This window comes from Agrobacterium sp. lyk4-40-TYG-31, assembly GCF_030209855.1.
Taxonomy (GTDB): domain Bacteria; phylum Pseudomonadota; class Alphaproteobacteria; order Rhizobiales; family Rhizobiaceae; genus Agrobacterium; species Agrobacterium vaccinii.
This window is the reverse complement of the sequence record NZ_JARVRE010000003.1, coordinates 377,897-395,752: the sequence shown is the minus strand read 5'-3', so window position 1 is coordinate 395,752 and position 17,856 is coordinate 377,897. Positions and strand designations below refer to the sequence as shown.

Below are 17,856 nucleotides of genomic sequence, written 5' to 3'. Positions count from 1 at the left end.
GCCAGTCTAATATTTTCAGTTGTCATAACTGATGCCGTTTTGCTATCAATTGCTATGGATCTGAGACAAATTCGATATTTCATTGCTGTCGCCGAGGATGAGCATTTTGGCCGCGCATCCGAGCGTATTCACATTGCGCAACCGGCACTCAGCCGTCAGATCCAGCTTCTGGAAGCCGAACTGGGCGTGGTGCTCTTTGATCGCCTTTCACGCGGTGTGAAGCTATCGGCAGCGGGAAGGGCATTTCGGGATCGCTGTACAAAAATTCTGGACGATCTTGGCCGCGCGGTCAGTGAAACCCAGGCGGTCGCGCGCGGAGAATCTGGCGTTCTCAAGCTCGGCTTCATCGAAGTGGCTGCATGGAGCGGCGCCATCCCGGATACCATCATGGCCTTCCAGAAAGACAACCCGGGTGTCGATCTGACGCTGAGTTCGATGACCACGCTGGACCAGATCGATGCCATCAATGATGGCCGCATCGATGCCGGGTTTCTTTACAACGCACCCGCTGATCCGTCACTGACGATCCTGCCCGTGAGCAAACACAACATTCTGCTGGCCGTTCCAGCAAAATCGGACTTAGCGCAAAGACCATCTGTCACAATGCCTGAACTCCAGGGTCAACGCTTCATATCGTTTCACCGTCGTGAAAGCCCGGCTTATTCGGACGAGCTGAACAGTGCGTTTTTCAATTCAGGCATTAACGTCGACGTCGTCCATGAGGCAGAAAACGAGGCCGAAATGCTCGCGCTGGTGACAGTCGGTGTCGGAATGGCGCTCGTCAATGAATGCCACAAATGGCGCATGCCGCATGGCGTAAAGCTACTGCCTGTCATCGACCTCAAGGTAGGCCTCGACCTTTCGTTTGTCTACCGGGCAAAGATCACAGTCCCTGCGCTGCGTCGTTTCCTGGATATATTAACCGTTTACAAAGAAACGTAGAAAACTGGGCTAAAAAACCAATTGTAAAGTCACTAAATTGGAGTTTTTAATTGTGACCTGAGACCCATCTTCCCTCCAGTTTTCAGGAGAGTCTGGGGTTTTCAATCTGGCCTTACGCGGCCAGTTTTTCCATAGCCATTTTCATTGCGAATTCAGTGGGTGTGATGTTGCCCAGTGAAAAGTGTGGTGTGTTTTGATTGTAGTCCTTCTTCCATGCTGTGATTTCCGTCCTTGCCTGTGTCAGTGACGAGAACAATGTTTCGTTGAGGCATTCGCCGCGGCAGCTGCCGTTGAAGCTTTCGACGAAGCCGTTCTGCATCGGCTTGCCCGGCGCGATTTAATCGCCATTCGACGTGAGTGCTTTGGCACCATTCGAGAATGGCCATGCTCGTCATCCCCATGCCATTGTCGGAGACAATCTTTTGTGGCTTCCCTCCTGGGGCGATGACGGCATCAAGTTCCCGCGCAAGCCGCCGACCTGAAAGCGACGTGTCGGCGACCAGAGCTAGGCATTCGCGGGTGAAGTCGTCAAGAACGCGAAAGCGACGGCCATCCGTGAAGGCGTCGCTAACGAAGTCCAGGCTCCAGCGCTCGTTGGGCCGCGACGGTAGCGCCAAAGGTCGCCGCGTTCCCAAAGCCCGCTTGCGCCCGCGTTTACGCACGGTCGGCTTTTCTTCCCGATAGAGCCGTCTGAGCTTCTTGAGGTTCATGGTAATGCCCTGTTGATCCAGCATGACGTGAATGCGTCGATACCCGAAACGGCGACGTTCGTATGCCACCAGCTTCATCACCTCACGGATATCCCGTTCTCAAGAAAGATCACGTCCCACCTGTCTACAATTCCTTGTATCCAAGGGGGTATGCGTGACGCAGTGATGCGCCATTCCTAAAAATCGTGAACTGTTTTGTCCCAATCGGGAAAGCCACTCGCTGTAGCAATTTTTGTTTTATTGTCTTCCGTTGTCTTGAGCATTGTCAAAGCAATCGATTGCTGCTCTTCCAGAAATTTCACGATGCTAAGATGTGATTCAGGGTGTTCGCTTGCGATCTGTGACGCAATCCGTTTGAGGCGCGATGTAGCAATTACGGGGATACCAAGCGCTTGCCGACCTCACCGGCGTTCAATCGGGATACCTCGGCGCGTTTGTCGCTTCGGCGCATCGCTTGATCGCTACCCATGCCGATTAGCGTAAGCAGCCACGACATAAAATCCATGCGCACCCTCTTGAATATCCGATTGCCAAGTTGCGCATATTGTAAGGGATTCGAGAGGGAAAGAATATCGCGTGCTGATCCGCAAGGATGACTCGGAAAAGTGTTCCGGTTACTCTTTTCAGATTTTGCCTAAATAATTGATTTTATTTAAAAAAGAGAGACTGGCTGGGGAACCTGGATTCGAACCAAGATTAACGGAGTCAGAGTCCGTCGTTCTACCGTTGAACTATTCCCCAACGCAACCGAAGTGGCTGTGCCGCTTCGTTAAGGGGGTCGTATAAATGATTTGTCTCGCTATGCAAGCTGAAAAATGCGTTTCGGTCAGGAAAAATGCTGCTGGAGGGATTTTCTACTGCACGTAACTCGTCTGGCCAGCTCAGGCGAGTGGCTGAATTTTCGTTGGTCGGTAATGGCGGATGTTGACGAAATGTGGTGAATGCCACGTGAAGTACAGCTTCTATGAAAAACATCCATTCAAAATCAAAACCTTATCAGAAAAACGCAAAAAATCGAGAAAAGCTTTCTCAATGGTCCCCGAAGCTGTGCCTACAATTGCCTCGCTTCCATCGTCAGGGTGTATCGCGAGACATCGTGGCGGCTGGAAGTGGTGTTTGGGTTTGGCCGGAACGTGCGGCTGAAACCGGGACATCGGTGCCACGACCCCAGCCGACGGCCCCGGACCCATCGAGAGCTCCGGCAAGCCAAGATGTCTGGTTGCGTGGCGAGACGGATGGAGGGTTTGTATGGGAGCCATAACGCCTCAGACAAACCCTCCCCTCGGCTTATGCTGAGGAAACAGACGAACGGAACAACCAGTGGCCACGCAAATGCGGACACATAGACCACCATACCAGAGACATCATCGCATTTGCGTGTGCTCTCCGGGCCTAAACCACCGCAAACCACGGACGCTCCGCGCCGCGTGCAAACTTCGGTTTTCCTACCTTAGTTCACCAATCCTTACGCGCAAAGCCTCGTTTTCCGCCTCCAGTTGAGATAACCTTTCGCGGAGAGGGGTGACGGCCTGTTCTACCTCGTGTTCAGTGTAACGCGGTGTGATGTGTTGCGGGCAGTTCCAGTCGAAGGCTTCGAGCCTCAGCTTGAAAATTCGCTCGGCGCGCGCACGGTAATTCAGGTCGGAGACAGCGGCTGTGAGGGCGGGGTCCTCTTCGAGCGTCAAGTGCTCGACATGGGCATAGATTTTGAGACGGGCGCGGCGTGCATAATCCATCAGGAACAGGCAGGTACGATCGTTGACGGCGAAATTGCCCGTGCTGATATACTGCCGGTTGCCGCTGTAATCCGCAAAGGCAAGCGTCTGTTCATCGATGACTTTGAGAAAGCCCGGCTGCCCGCCCCGGTGCTGCACATAGGGCCAGTCTGTTTCAGATACAGATGCCATATAGAAGCTGTCGCGCGAGGCGATGAATGCGATCTCGTTTTCGGTGAACCGGTCGGACGGGCGGTCGTGGCCGCCGAGCCAGATTTGATCAGCACCCATTTCCGCTTGAGCGGCCCTTACGCTTGGGGTCACTGCGACCTCCAGAAAGTGATATGGCATGGCGCTTTTCCTCACTGAAGAAGAGAATGAACTACCCTATCATACGAGACGTTGCCTTCACATCCAGTGATGGGTCGCTGATATCTGATTATCGAGCACCGCCGATCAACGGAGCGGGATCTTTGATGTCATCGAGGGGGCCTTCGAGCGCTGTCCTTGGCGGGATCAGTTTCGGCTCTATGATCGTGACCGTGGGGCGGACCGGGGGTTCTTCCAACAGGTCAAAACCTCGTTCCAGCATCTTGGAGATATCCGGCTTGATCATGTAGACCGGAAACGGAAGGAACGAGGCGAAGGGATCGTAGTCGAAACAGCCGACGACGATGTCGCCGAACGTCTCGCCGTCGTGCCGTCCCATGAAGCGAAGCAGGCCTTCGAAATTGATGGAAGAGTTGACAAAGAAGCAGCGCGGCAGGCGACCTTTGCGGTCAAAGAAACGCTCGAAGGCGAGTTCCGTCATACGCGGCGAGTAACCCGTGATCTCGATATCGTCGCTGCTTTCAATGCCGAAATAGCTGTTTTTCACCGCGTGGAAACCGGCGATGCGGTCGCGGCTGGCATGGTCGTCATGGCCGCCGAATAGAATGACGTCTTCAGGGCTGAGCGCTCCGTTGCGGGCGGCATGGGCGAGGATTGCCGATGTCAGAACTTCCGCACCGTGCCTGTTATCCGAGATGACCGAAGATGCCAGCTTGCCGGGCAGGTCGATGTTGACGTGGGGTAAGGCGGCGCGGGCACAGACCTGATGAACGCCATCCGGGTCGGTCACGCCAGCGATAAACAGGGCATCGATGGAATAGGCGATCAGCGTTTCGACGGTCCGACGTTCCTCTTCGGGATCGCGCCGACCGGACACGACCATGGGGGAAAGCCCACGCAGACGCGCCTGCGCCTCGAAGGTCTGGGCCATGGACGAAAAGAACCTGTTGTCATAGACCGGCACCAGCAACCCGACGAGGCCGGATTTCGAGCTCCTCAAGCCACGCGCCTGAAGGTTGGTGGTGTAGCGCTGCGCCTTGGCCAGCGACAGGATTTTGTCTGCCGTTTCTTCCGAAATTCGCCGCTTGCGCCATGAACCGTTCAAGACGGCACTGACGGTCGATGCCGATGCGCCTGACAGAACGGACAGGTCATAAATGGTGGCTTTCTTGCCGTTCGGCTCCGTCATTTTGGTCCCCCTACTGATTCCCACTATAGAAGCAGTTGTCCTCTTGACGAAAGAGTGCGTCGTGTTATGTTCATTGCACCATCGATTGTGCAAACACGCAATATCGATTGTGCGGAGATGGTTGCTATGGGAGTGGCACGGGAACGTCTCGAATGGGCGAGATGAAAGATTTTGCGCGCGGAAGTATCAAGAAACCGCTGCGAAAAGCCGATTGCCGAGTGTTTGGAGGAGGAACATCCATGAAGAAAATAATCGCAGCCCTTGGTCTGTCGCTCGCACTGCTGTCATCCACGGCCTTTGCCGAGGGTCCGAAGGTGGGCGTCGTTGTCAAGATCGGCGGCATTCCATGGTTCAACGCTATGGAAGCTGGAATCAAGGAGCAGAGCACCAAGCTCGGCGTCAACGGCTTCATGGTCGGACCGACCAGCGCCGATCCAGCCTTGCAGGTGCGCGCTATCGAAGATCTGATCGCGCAGAAAGTCGACTTCATCGGCGTCGTGCCGAATGACGCGAAGGTGCTGGAGCCGGTTCTGAAAAAGGCGCAGGCTGCTGGCATCAAGGTTATCACGCATGAATCGCCCAAGCAGCTTGGTGCAGATTGGGATTTCGAGCTAGCCTCCGCAAAGGGTTTCGGTGAAGCTCATGGCAAGTTGCTAGGCGAAAAGATGGGCGGCAAAGGCTCTTACGCCGTATTCGTCGGTTCTCTGACCGTTCCGCTTCACAATGCCTGGGCCGATGCGGCCATTGCCTATATCAAGGCGAATTACCCGGATATGAAACTCGTCGGCGACCGCTACGGCGTTGCCGAAGACCTAGACAAGAGCCGCTCTACGGCGCTTGATCTCATGTCGGCAAACCCTGATCTGCATGGATTTCTGGCCTTCGGCTCGCAGGGACCGATCGGCGCTGGGCGCGCGGTCGAAGAGCGCCGTAAAGACGGCAAAGTCTTCGTTATCGGCCCATTCTCGCCGGGACAGGGCGCCAAGCTGATCAAATCCGGCGCGCTGACAGGTGGGTTCATGTGGAACCCGAAGCTGGCGGGTGAGGTCTTCATCACGCTTGCAGACCACATCGCCAAGGGTCAGGTTCCCAAAGCCGGTGATAATATCGAAGGTCTCGGCACAATCACGCCCGAAGGCAATACGATCATCGTCGACCAGCTGCTGAAGATCGACAAGGACAGCATCGACAACCTCGTCTCCATGGGCCTCTGATCCTCCCCAAGGCCACGGCGTCGCGTGGACGCAAATGTCACGCGACGCCGGTTCACAGTAGAAATGCAGATTTTATGGCGTCCGCCAATATAAGTGCGGCGACCGGAGAGATACGCGATTATGAGCGAAAAACCGCTCCTGTCCCTCAAGAACATCAAAGTCACTTTCGGCGGTGTGTGCGCCCTGAAAGGCGTGTCCTTCGAGGTCAATCCCGGAGAGGTGCATTGCCTTGCCGGGGAAAACGGATGTGGCAAGAGCACGCTGATCAAGGTGATCACCGGTGTCTACAAGCCTGAAGCCGGGGCCGAACTCTCCTTTGCCGGCGAACCGATTGCTGCGATGACACCGGCGCTTGCCCAATCGCTTGGCATTCAGGTCATCTGGCAGGATCTCGCACTGTTCGACGAAATGAGTGTCGCCGAAAACATCGGTTTTCAGCACGCCGTGAAAGGCAAGTACGGACTGGTCGACAAGCGCGCTATCGAGAAATCCGCCGAGGCCGCACTGGCGCGGCTCGGTGTCGAGATCGACATTCACAGACCCCTCAAGGAATTGCCCATCGCGCAGCGCCAGATCGTCGCCATTGCCCGCGCTCTGGTCGGCGACGCCCGCATCGTGTTCATGGACGAGCCCACCGCTTCGTTGACACAATCGGAAGCGGATTACCTGATCGACATCGTTCACAACCTTGCGGCCTCCGGCATCGCCGTGGTCTTCGTGTCGCATCGACTGGCGGAAGTGCTGGAAATTTCACACCGGATTACCGTACTGCGCGATGGTGCGCTGGTCGGTGTGTTTCCCGTTGAAGGCATGACGCAGTCGCGCGTGACCGAACTGATGACCGGACGCAATTTCGATAGTGCGGTGATTGCGGGAGATCATGACGATCAGCCTGTCGTGCTGTCCGTCCGTGGGTTGACCCGCGAAGGTGAGTTTCAGGATGTCTCGTTCGATCTGCGTCGCGGCGAGACGCTTGGCATAACCGGGCTGCTGGGTGCTGGCCGCACGGAGCTTGCCCTGACGCTGTTCGGGATGCTGCAGCCGCAGTCCGGTGAAATACACATAGAAGGCGAAAAGATGCATTTCCGGTCGAACCGGGATGCGATCCGTGCAGGTGTTGCCTATCTTTCCGAAGACCGCCTGTCGCTCGGTTTGAACCAGCCACAATCCATTGCCGATAATTTGGTCATGGCCTCGCTTGACAAGTTGCTGAACCACGGGCTGATCTCTCCGTCGAAAAAGAAGAGCGTCGTTTCGAACTGGATTTCTGCGCTCGGCGTCAAGATCGGCCTGCCGGAAGACCCGATCCGAACGCTATCAGGCGGAAATCAGCAGCGCATCGCCATCGCCAAATGGCTCGCGATCGGGCCGAAGATCCTCATCCTCGATGCTCCCACAGTGGGGGTCGATGTCGGTGCCCGCGCCGGTATCTTCGAGATCGTTCGAAAACTTGCAGCAGATGGCCTTTCCATCATCGTGATCTCCGATGAGCCGCCGGAAGTCTATTTCAACACCGACAGGGTCATCCACATGGTGGAAGGCCGGTTCCACGCGACCTACGATCCGCGTGAGGTGTCGCTGACCAAACTGGAGTCTGCCATCTATGCGTAGGATAATTCTTGGAAATACGACCGAGTTCACGCTTTTCTTGGTGATGATCCTCCTGTGCGCCGGGCTTTCGTTTGGCACGGACCGGTTCTTGACCGTATCGAACGCATTCGACGTGCTGAACGTCTCGGCCGTCAACATCATATTTGCCGTCGGGCTGCTGGTGGTGCTGATATCCGGCGGTATCGACATCTCCTTTGCCGTCGCAGCCTCTGTCGTGCAGTATGTCACGGTTCTAGCGCTCACGGCTCTGGGTGGCGGCAGCTGGGCGGAAGGGTTCATCATTGCCGGTGCCGTTGGCATCGGGTTGGGGCTGATCAACGCGCTGCTGGTCTGGCGTTTTCGCATCATCTCGATCGTTGCCACCATATCGACCTTCAACATCTTCTTCGGCCTGTTGATGTTTTTCACCAAGGGCGTGTCGATCTACAAATTGCCGGATTGGCTTTCCAACCGCGTCGTCTTCTACGAACGCGAAATGCCGGATGGCTCCTGGTTGGAACTAACCTTGCCGGTCGTGGTGATGATCCTCTGCTGCGTGGCCACGTGGTTCATGATTTCGCGCACGACCATCGGGCGGCAACTCTACGCCTTCGGCGACAACCCGGAGGGTGCGCGGCGCTTCGGCATCAATATTGGCGCCATGCATTACATTTCCTTCGGTTGGCTGGGGCTGATGGCCGGAATTGCCGGGCTGATGCAGGCGCATTATGCGCAGGAAGTGGTGCCCAACGCTCTTTACGGACGCGAACTCGATGTGCTCGCTGCGACCGTTCTAGGCGGCGCGCGGCTGGGTGGGGGCAAAGGCTCTGTTCTGGGCTGTGTTCTCGGTGTTCTGATGGTCTCGATCACCCAAAACGGCCTCAACCTGATGGGCGTCTCGCCCTTCGCCTTCAAGATGATCGTCGGCGCGATCATCCTCGTTGCAATCACGCTCTCTTCCACGCGGTTGGACAAGCTTTTGCCAGCCAGCCTGAAGGGTTCTTCCAGAAAAGGGAGCAAGCGTTGATGAAGCCCTTCGTTCAAAAATTCAACGCCACCTTCGGGGCCGATATGGCGGGGCCCTGCGTCGCCTTCGTCGCGGTCATGCTCATCTTCGGGTTGATGGCAGATAACTTCCTGTCGCTGGGTACGTTCGGCTCGGTTGCCTTCCAACTGCCAGAACTCGGCCTTCTCACACTGGCCATGCTGTTGCCGTTGTTGACCGGCGGCATCAACCTGTCCGTCACCTTTGCCGCCAATCTTTCCGGGCTTGCTGCCGCATGGGTGTTGCAGGCGTATGGCGGCGTCGATGCGCCGCCAGCCACGTTCTTTCTGGCGTGTGTGGCAGCGCTCGCCACCGGCGGTGCTGCGGGTGCGTTGACGGGTGCTGCCATTGCCTACACACGCGCCCATCCCATTCTGATCACGCTGTCGATGATGATCTTTCTGCGCGGTCTCGGCGAGTTTCTCACGCGCGGCGGCGATGTCTCGGGCTTTCCCGACTATGTCGCGCCGATCGGCCATGGCTCCGTTTTCGGTCTGCCGATACCGCTTCTGATTTTCATCGTCTGCGTTGCTCTGTGGCACGTGTTGCTGACGCGCACCAAGCTTGGTTTCGGCTTGCTGATGATCGGTTCCAACATGGAATCGGCCCGTTATTCCGGCCTCAACACCCGCAAGATCGTCGTTCTCGTCTACACGCTCTCAGGTCTCATGTGCGCGGTGGCCGGTATCATTATGCTGGCACGCTTCAACTCGGTACGTGTCGGGCATGGCGAATCCTATCTGTTGATCACGGTGCTGGCGGCGTTTCTGGGCGGCATCAACCCGTTCGGTGGTTTTGGCCGGGTCCTGCCAGTGTTCGTCGCGCTGATCGTGCTACAGCTTCTGTCTTCCGGGCTGAACCTGATGGGTGCCAACCAGCACCTCGCAACGGCGCTCTGGGGTGTGCTGATGATCGTCGTCATGGCGGCACGCACACTGGTTTCCAACTATTTCGCATCACGCAGAAAGAAGGCATGACGTGCAAGGTTTTGGTGTTCACGCAATGATGTGGTCCACGGTGTGGGACCACGCGGGTGCAGAGCGGGCAATTGCTGGCGCTGCACGCTACGGCCAGGATTTCATCGAAATACCACTGATCGACATTGCCTCGGTCGATACGAAACACAGCCGTGCCTTGCTGGAAAAGCACGACCTGCGTGCCACTTGCTCGCTGGTGCTACCGGAACCGGCGTGGGCATCCGTCCGTCCCGATGCTGCGATTGAGCATCTCAAATCGGCGCTCGACAAGGCGTCGGAAATGGGTGCCGAGGCGCTGACAGGTGTCACCTTCGGCGGCACGAACGAACGCACCGGCGTACTGCCGACGCAAGCCGAATACGACAACCTCACCCGCGCGCTGGGTGCTGCTGCAAAACACGCCAAAACGCTGGGCCTGAAATTCGGTATCGAAGCGGTGAACCGCTATGAAAGCCATCTGATCAATTCCGCAGAGCAGGCCGTCGCTTTGGTGGAGCGCATTGGAATGGACAACATCTTCGTTCATCTCGACACGTTTCACATGAACATGGAAGAAAAGGGGATGGGCAACGGCATCATCGCTGCCCGCGATCACCTGAAATATATGCACATGTCTGAAAGCGACCGGGGCACCCCGGGCTTTGGCAATGTGGCGTGGAATGAAGTCTTTGCAGCGCTGTCAGCCATCGATTTCAAAGGCCTGTTGGTGCTTGAAAGCTTCGCGGGCATGCCGGTCGAAATGGCAGGCGCAATCTCGACCTGGCGCCCCGTTGCCCGCAGCGCTGAAGAGGTGCTGGAAAAGGGACTGCCGTTCCTCCGCGACAAGGCAGACCAGTACAGACTGTTCTGAACCGCCTTTCCATTTGTCTAGACGTCCACATCTTCATTCATGCAACGAGATGCACCTTGAGTACAATCGATGACAACGCGCAACAGATCGCCGCACTGAGCCTTCAGCGTTTCCAGCAGGAAAACGGGCGGCGCCTGATGATTGCGATTGCCGGTGCGCCCGGTTCCGGCAAATCGACCATCGCCGAGCGTGTGGTTGAAGTTCTGAACGAAGAAGCCGGAGTGTGCGCGGCTCTTTTTCCCATGGATGGCTATCACTATGACGATGCCGTTTTGGAAGAGATGCGCCGCCGTGAGTTCAAAGGCGCCATCGATACCTTCGACGTGCATGGCCTGCGACACATGCTGGAGCGGCTGAAACGCAACGAGGACGATGTCGTTGCCGTGCCGGTCTTCGACCGCGCCATCGAAATTGCCCGCGCAGGCGGGCGGCTGGTCCCGCAATCCGTCAACATCATCGTATGCGAAGGAAATTATCTCCTCGCAAGCCAGTCGCCCTGGAGCCGTCTGAAGCCGATCTTCGATGTCACCGTTTTCGTCGATGTCGACGAGGATGATCTGCGCCGACGGCTTCGGGAGCGCTGGCAGAATTTCGATATGGATGACGCCGAAATTACCCGCAAGGTCGAGGAAAACGATCTTCCGAACGGGCTTCTGGTCGCTTCAACCAGCCTGAAACCCGATCTCAGGGTGAAAAATCCGGGCAGACCCACAACCATCATCAAGACACACGTCGATTGAGAGAGGCACAGATGAAACACGGTATCTATTATTCCTACTGGGAACATGAGTGGAGCGCAAAATTCGGCCCTTACATCGAGAAGGTCGCCAAGCTTGGCTTCGATGTCATCGAAGTCGCTGCCCATCACATCAACGACTATAGCGATGCGGACCTCGCCGCGATCAAGCAGAGCGCTGGGGATAATGGCATTATCCTGACGGCCGGCATTGGTCCGTCCAAGACGAAGAACCTGTCATCACCCGATGTCGCTGTACGGGAAGCGGGCAAGGCATTCTTTGAGAAGACGCTGACGAATGTCGCCAAGCTCGACATCAAGACCATCGGCGGCGCGCTTCATTCCTACTGGCCGGTCGATTACTCCCAGCCCGTGGACAAGGAAGGAGATCGCGCGCGTGGCGTGGAAGGCATTCACGGCATCGCCGATTTTGCCAACAATCTCGGCATCAATCTGTGCATCGAAGTTCTAAACCGCTTCGAAAACCACGTGCTCAACACGGCAGCCGAAGGTGTTGCCTTCGTGACCGAGGTTGGCAAGCCGAATGTGAAGGTGATGCTCGACACGTTCCACATGAACATCGAGGAAGACAGCTTCGGCGATGCGATCCGCACCGCAGGCCCGCTGCTCGGCCACTTCCACACCGGCGAAAGCAATCGCCGCGTACCGGGAAAAGGCAGAATGCCGTGGCACGAGATTGGCGCGGCACTGCGCGAAATCAACTACAACGGTGTCGTCGTCATGGAGCCTTTCGTCAAAACCGGCGGAACCATCGGCTCTGATATCAGGGTTTGGCGAGACCTGAGCGAAGGCGCAGATGTGGCGAAAATGGATGAGGATGCGCGAAATTCCCTCGCATTCTCCCGTTTCGTTCTGGGTGGTTGAAAGCCCACTATCTATGGTGCTCGCAGCGCATAAGGTTGCGGGCACGATCATGGCCAAAAAGTTTACTCGCTCGCTTTCGACATGTTTTGCGGCGAAACAATGTGTGGTATCGCTCCGGTTCAGAGAGTGAAGGATGAAGACCGTGAGCGAACAGACCGTGGCCGAGGTAACTGGCAAGATTTACGAATCGCTCGATGCCGATAATGCCGGGATCGATGAACATATTGCAGCCCTTAAGCTCGCATTGGCGCGCGAGGGCGTCAAAGAAGCCGTGTTCGATCCGGCCAGATTGCCGCATGGCAATCGACAGGGACGCAAGTTGATGCAGGCGTATTTTCGCCAGCGCGGCGTCAGCGTCAAGTTTTCGGCCTGACGCGAGCTGACCAGGCGACACAGTCGTCGCCTTATCATGATGAAACATCAGACGTGTACCCCGCAGTTTCGAGCTGCGGGATTTTTCATTGTATTCAGATATTTCGCAGACCGGCAAAAAGCGTTTCGTCCGTGCAGCCTGCTCGGTAGAACACGGCGGGTTTGCCTGTTGGCGCTGCCACTTCTACCTCTTGACCGCCTTGGAAAACCTCTTCCGTCCAGACGTGGACCCAGCGCTCACCCTTTGGAAGATAGACGGATCGTGTTTCCTGCGCGGCTTGCCATACCGGCGCTATGAGCATGTCGGCACCGTAAAGGTAGCTGTCCTGAATGGTGTAGGTCTGGCGGTCCTCCTGATAGTGCAGGAAGAGCGGTCGTTGCACCGGCAAGCCCCGTTCTACCGCCTCTGCCGAGAGAGACTTGAGGTAGGGCGCTAGATGTCTGTAAATGCGTGTCATCCGGGCAAAATGCGCAAGGACTTCCGGGTCCTGATCGATCTGGGCATTCTCACGCGGGCGATTTCCCTCGTGACTACGCATGACGGGCGTAAACGCCGCCATTTCCGCCCAGCGCATCAAAAGCTCTGGTGTGCGAACATTACCGAACAGGCTGGTGTAACCGCCGATATCGGAATGATGGTAGGCATTGCCCAGCAGGCCTGATGACAGTGCCCCGCAGATGACGGTGACGAGCCCGTCATGGCGTGAGAAATCGACCGATTGGTCACCGCCCCAGAGGAGCGGGCAATGTTTCTGAACACCCGTGAAGCCTGCCCGCATGAAGAACAAGGCGTCACCGGTCTTGTCGCGCGAGTCAACGGCCTTGGCGTTGACCTCAGCCCAGAGGGTCGGCCAGGCATTGTGCATTAGCTTGGCATCGATCCCGTTCGACAGGTGGACATCGATGGGCAAATACTCCCCGAAATCCGCCATCCAGCCGGAAAGACCGAAGTCGAGCATGTTCTTACCGATAATCTCTTCTGCGAACCATTCGGCTGCGGCCTCATTGGTGAAATCGACGACACCACAATCGAATTCGCCGAAATCCACCAGCGCTGTTTTTCCCGCACCATCGGTGGCGAAATAGCCAGCCTTGTCTGCGATCTCAAATAGCGGACCATCGACGCAAAGATAGGGGTTCACATAGCCCAGAAAGCGAATGCCGCTGTCGTGCAGTTCGCTGATTTTTTGGCGCAGTCCCGGGTAGCGTGTCTCGTTTGCCTGCCAGTCCCAGAACAATCTGGAACCGAAGGATGTTTGTCTCAGCCCGACCCAGTCCTCACACCAGAGCGCGGAGACTTGCACACCGGCGGCTCGCATCGTCTCAAGGCGAGTGAAGGAATTTGCGCCGTCTTTCAGACCAATGATAGCACCATTATAGACCCAATCGGGCAGGGGCGGTTGGCGACCGAAGCGTGAGGACAGCGTCTCGACCAAGTCCACGAAGGTGTTTGCGACAAAGAGTTCGATACGCTCGGGGATCGCCCATATCTCGATTTCGTGGAAGGCCTTCTGTCGGAAATCGAAGACGGAATAGGCCGTTGTGTCGACGTGCAGCGCATAGAGCGCCGACGAGACATAGGTCGGCTGGGGATAGTTTGTGTTGAAGTAATCGCCACCGGCCTTGTCTTTGACGTTGGCCTTGAAGGTGATTTCGCTCGTCGGGTCTCTGCCGACACCGGGCTCGGACGTCCAGAGCGGGAAACGGCGTCCACGCATGTCGAAATAGGACATCTGCTCGCCACCGCCCCAGACATGCTCGTCCTCGTCCGCTCCAATACGGACCCAGAGGCGGTTGAGCTTGGGATCAGTCGCTGCGAGCTCGATGGCATTATCAACGACGGTCAGGATGAGACGGGGCGATTGTCCCTCTGCGTCGGAGAGCAGGACGCGGTCGCCTTCGACCTTGGCATGGGCCAGCGGACGGCGTTCGACGACATAATCTTCGATTTCGAAGTTGCCACGGTACATATCCATGCGTTCTTCGCCATAGCCGACAAAGAGTGCAGGCGATGTATCGCTATGGTCAAGGATCGCGCGGCCATTCAAAGACAGCGTAAAGCCTGTCTCGGTCTGTTCGAATTTCATGTCACTGTCTTTCAACGTCTTTGATTTTCAGTTCGGTCGCAGCGCAAACCCGCTCATCCCTTAATGCCGCCTGCCGTCAGGCCGGAAACGACACGCTCCTGGAAAATGACGATGAGAATGGCGACCGGTACGATGCCGACGACAAGCGCCGCGGAAATGACCGGCCAGGGGAACGCGAACTCGCCCTGATAAAGCTGGATGCCGACGGGCAGCGTGCGCAAGGATGGATTGGAGTTGAACGATAACGCCAACAAGAACTCGTCCCAAGCATTGACGAAGGCAAGGATACCGGCAGTGAAGACACCGGGCGCGCAAAGCGGCACCACCACCTTGAACAGAGCGCCCATTCGTGTGCAGCCATCGATCATGGCGGCGTTTTCCAGATCGCGCGGAATACCCTCGAAGAAAGAGACGAGCATCAGCGTGCACACCGGCAGGCTGAGCACCGTGTAGGGCAGCACGAGCGCAATCCAAGTGTTGAGGAGATTAAGGGCGCGCATGATTTCGAACAGCGGCACCAGAAGCGTAACCAGCGGAAAGGTGGAGACAGCAATGATCAGCGACAGGATCAGCCCGCGATAGGCAAGATTGAGCCGCGCCAGCGCATAGGCCGCAAGGACCGAGACCAGCAACGTCAGCGCCGTCGAAAGCAGTGCCACCATGAAACTGTTGAACAGGAAGATATGCAGCGGCTGGTCCGAAAATGCCTGCATGTAGTTTTGCAGCGTCGGCGCATGCGGTATCCAGGTAATAGGCTTTGCGGTGAGTTCCGCTTCTGTTTTCAGCGATGTGAAGAGAATCCACAGTGCTGGAAACAGGCCGTTGATCAGCAGAATGCCGGCGGCGATGAAACGCAGCGGTTTGCCGGAGAGAAAGGACATGGAGCCGGAAGCGGTTTGCGTGGTCATGGCGATTATTCCTTCGTCCTGATCATGCGCAGATAGACGGCCGTGACGCACATGGACATCACGAACATCACGACGGCGAGCGCCGAGCCATAGCCGAGATCGAGGAACGACACGGTGTTCTGATGGATATACATGGCAAGCGTTGCAGTCGATGTGCCCGGCCCGCCGCCCGTCATCATGTAGGGAATGTCGAAAGTCTGGAGCGCTGTGATGGTGCGGAAAATCAGGGCCACGACAATCGAAGGCTTGAGCAGCGGCAGAGTGATCTCGAAGAACTGCCGAAGCCGCCCCGCACCGTCCACATCTGCAGCTTCATACAGCGAGCGCGGAATGGTTTGCAGACCGGCCAGAATGATCAGCGCCATGAAAGACGATGTCTTCCAGATGATGGTGAGGCAGATGGCGGCGAAGGCCCAGTTGGGAGAATTGAACCAGATGATGCCTTCAAAGCCGAAGCGGTTGAGGACATCGTTGACGACGCCGTATTCAGAATGGAAGAACCAGGCGAAGATCAAGCCTGCAAAGGATAGAGGCAGCGCCCAGGGGATCAGTAGCGACAGACGAACGGGCCACTGCATGCCGAAAGGCAGGTTCGCCATCAGGGCAAGGCCAAGGCCGACAAACAGCGCACCGGGCACCGTGATCAGGGTGATCAGAACCGTATTCCACGTCGTTTCCCAGAACACCGGGTCTTCGATCATCAGCTGGTAGTTTTCAAAGCCAACGAAGGCGGCAGGCAGCCCTGATGTCAGGGACAGGCTGAAGAAGCTCGTATAGATCAACCGGCACACCGGATAGACGATGATCAACGCCAGAAGCAGTGCTGCTGGTGCCAGAAGCAGGACCGCCAGCGAACGGTCGCTGAGGTCGAGCCACCGCGTCCAGCTTGGCGATGGTGCCGACTGATCATCACCGGTTTTGAATGGGGTCGTCATTGCCATGGCTTCGTTCCGAGACATTGAAAGTTCTGGCGGCGATGCAGAGTCGCCTCCAGAGGGCAGGCCATTTTGAGAGAAGGTCTCCCCTCCCCGAAAGCAGGAAGGAGAGACATGTCGCAGCTTAGCGCAAAATGCGCTTCAACCGGGCTTCGATCTGGTCGGCACCCTGCTCCGGCGTGGACACGCCTGCCAGAACCGAATTCACCGTGGTGCGGATGACTTCGCTGACTTCGTTATAGCGCGGGGTCACAGGACGAGGCTTGGCGGTTTCCACGACCTGAAGTGCGTCGGCAAACCATGGTGCGCTTTTGAGAACATCCGCGTCCTTATAGAGACCGGCATAGGTCGGCAGAAGCGAACCGTTGATGGCCATGAACTTGGAAACGTCCTGAGAGGACAGGTATTCCACGAGCTTCTTGGCTTCATCCTGATGCTGCGAATAGGCAGACACGCCCCATTCCCAGCCGCCAAGGCAGGTCGCCTGCTCGCCACCTGTCACGGCGGGAAGTCGCGCAACGCCGACCTTGTCGGCAACGGCGGATTCCTTGCCTTGAGCCTGCGCCCAGGCGTAGGACCAGTTGACTGCGAAGATGGCGTTACCAGCCTGGAATTCCTTGCGGGTATCATCCGTGCCGACTTCGGCGATGTTCTTCTTCGAAACGCCATCATCAACGAAGCTCTTCCAGAGGCTCAGCGATTTGATCGCGGCATCGCGGTCGAAGGTCAGTTTACCGTTTTCGGTTAGGTTCTTGCCCTGGCTCCAGTAAGGCAGCAGGAAGGTGCAGACCGCGCCTTCGATCGCTTTGCCTTGGAAGGATAGACCCTGAAGATTGGCATTGCCCTCACCTTCGGAAATCTTCTTGGCAGCAGCCTTCAACTCATCCCAAGTCTTCGGTGGCTGAATGCCGTATTTTTCAAGCAGGTCCTTGCGGTAATAGAGGAATTGCGAGTCCGCGAAGGCTGGCAGGGCGATGACTTTACCATCGACGGTATTGGCACCGGCATAGGCTGGCAGGTAAGCCGACATGTCCTTATCTGCGAAATCGCTTGTCCAGCCAGCCGCTGCAAATTGTGCAGGGCGGATGACGTCGAGAATGAGCACGTCCAGAGAGGTATCCTTCGCCGACATGACCGTATTGAGATACTGCGCCTGCGCTTCGGATGTATTGCCGCCGGTCTCGATCTTGACCTTCACGTCAGGATTGGCGGCTTCGTATTTGTCGAGTGCTTGACGCCAGACCTGTGGCTGGTGCTGGCTGGAAATGTAGATGCTCAATGTCGTCTCGGCAGCGGCTGGCATGGCGAAGGCCAGCATCGTGCCGCAGAAGAGTGCGCCGGTGAATTTCGTAAACGTCATTATTTCCTCCC

General features: G+C 56.8%; 15 protein-coding genes, 1 tRNA gene and 1 pseudogene. 9 read left to right on the top strand and 8 right to left on the bottom strand.

The features are described from left to right. Positions 1-54: 54 nt before the first annotated feature. A complete protein-coding gene (locus QRN55_RS04995; protein ID WP_284775342.1) occupies positions 55-942 on the top strand; it encodes a LysR substrate-binding domain-containing protein in 888 nt (295 codons plus the stop codon). Between the two features lie 112 nt (positions 943-1,054). Here the strand turns inward: QRN55_RS04995 and QRN55_RS04990 are convergent. From QRN55_RS04990 to QRN55_RS04975, 4 genes and pseudogenes are all read right to left on the bottom strand, one after another. Beyond that, a pseudogene (locus tag QRN55_RS04990) lies at positions 1,055-1,742 on the bottom strand (IS3 family transposase); the annotation flags it as partial. Positions 1,743-2,319: 577 nt separating this feature from the next. Beyond that, positions 2,320-2,393, bottom strand: a tRNA-Gln gene (locus QRN55_RS04985). Positions 2,394-3,097: 704 nt separating this feature from the next. Continuing rightward, a complete protein-coding gene (locus tag QRN55_RS04980) occupies positions 3,098-3,718 on the bottom strand; it encodes a pyridoxamine 5'-phosphate oxidase family protein (protein ID WP_284775340.1) in 621 nt (206 codons plus the stop codon). Positions 3,719-3,806: 88 nt separating this feature from the next. Further along, complete coding sequence (locus tag QRN55_RS04975; protein ID WP_284775338.1) at positions 3,807-4,886, bottom strand: LacI family DNA-binding transcriptional regulator; 1,080 nt, start codon at positions 4,884-4,886, stop codon at positions 3,807-3,809. A gap of 239 nt (positions 4,887-5,125) precedes the next feature. Here QRN55_RS04975 and QRN55_RS04970 point away from each other — a divergent pair, with 239 nt between their 5' ends. From QRN55_RS04970 to QRN55_RS04935, 8 genes are all read left to right on the top strand, one after another. Then, a complete protein-coding gene (locus tag QRN55_RS04970) occupies positions 5,126-6,100 on the top strand; it encodes a substrate-binding domain-containing protein (protein ID WP_284775336.1) in 975 nt (324 codons plus the stop codon). A 120-nt stretch (positions 6,101-6,220) separates the two neighbouring features. Then, positions 6,221-7,711, top strand: a complete 1,491-nt coding sequence (locus QRN55_RS04965) for a sugar ABC transporter ATP-binding protein (protein ID WP_284775335.1) — start codon at positions 6,221-6,223, stop codon at positions 7,709-7,711. Next, positions 7,704-8,717, top strand: coding sequence for an ABC transporter permease (locus tag QRN55_RS04960; RefSeq protein ID WP_284775333.1), 1,014 nt, complete (start codon positions 7,704-7,706; stop codon positions 8,715-8,717). The genes QRN55_RS04965 and QRN55_RS04960 overlap by 8 nt, the downstream gene beginning before the upstream one ends. Further along, on the top strand, positions 8,717-9,712 hold the full coding sequence (locus tag QRN55_RS04955) for an ABC transporter permease (RefSeq protein ID WP_284775331.1): 996 nt from the start codon (positions 8,717-8,719) through the stop codon (positions 9,710-9,712). Before QRN55_RS04960 ends, QRN55_RS04955 begins: the two co-directional genes overlap by 1 nt. 1 nt (position 9,713) lies before the next feature. Continuing rightward, positions 9,714-10,562, top strand: a complete 849-nt coding sequence (locus tag QRN55_RS04950; protein WP_284775329.1) for a sugar phosphate isomerase/epimerase family protein — start codon at positions 9,714-9,716, stop codon at positions 10,560-10,562. Positions 10,563-10,618: 56 nt separating this feature from the next. After that, entirely contained in the window at positions 10,619-11,302 is a 684-nt protein-coding gene (locus QRN55_RS04945; protein WP_284775328.1) for a nucleoside/nucleotide kinase family protein, read from the top strand. Positions 11,303-11,313: 11 nt separating this feature from the next. Beyond that, positions 11,314-12,183 (top strand): D-psicose 3-epimerase, encoded by an 870-nt coding sequence (locus QRN55_RS04940; protein ID WP_284775326.1) that lies wholly within the window; start codon positions 11,314-11,316, stop codon positions 12,181-12,183. Positions 12,184-12,316: 133 nt separating this feature from the next. Continuing rightward, on the top strand, positions 12,317-12,556 hold the full coding sequence (locus tag QRN55_RS04935) for a hypothetical protein (RefSeq protein ID WP_111838681.1): 240 nt from the start codon (positions 12,317-12,319) through the stop codon (positions 12,554-12,556). Between the two features lie 94 nt (positions 12,557-12,650). Here the strand turns inward: QRN55_RS04935 and QRN55_RS04930 are convergent, their stop codons facing one another. From QRN55_RS04930 to QRN55_RS04915, 4 genes are all read right to left on the bottom strand, one after another. Next, on the bottom strand, positions 12,651-14,642 hold the full coding sequence (locus QRN55_RS04930; protein WP_284775324.1) for an alpha-glucosidase: 1,992 nt from the start codon (positions 14,640-14,642) through the stop codon (positions 12,651-12,653). A gap of 53 nt (positions 14,643-14,695) precedes the next feature. Continuing rightward, positions 14,696-15,550 carry a carbohydrate ABC transporter permease gene (locus QRN55_RS04925; RefSeq protein ID WP_111838683.1) on the bottom strand — a complete coding sequence of 285 codons (855 nt, stop codon included), beginning with the start codon at positions 15,548-15,550 and terminating at the stop codon, positions 14,696-14,698. A 5-nt stretch (positions 15,551-15,555) separates the two neighbouring features. Beyond that, positions 15,556-16,491: a carbohydrate ABC transporter permease gene (locus tag QRN55_RS04920; RefSeq protein ID WP_502871287.1), complete on the bottom strand. Its 936-nt coding sequence runs from the start codon at positions 16,489-16,491 to the stop codon at positions 15,556-15,558. Between the two features lie 118 nt (positions 16,492-16,609). Continuing rightward, complete coding sequence (locus QRN55_RS04915; protein ID WP_065701330.1) at positions 16,610-17,845, bottom strand: ABC transporter substrate-binding protein; 1,236 nt, start codon at positions 17,843-17,845, stop codon at positions 16,610-16,612. Between the last annotated feature and the right edge of the window lie 11 nt (positions 17,846-17,856).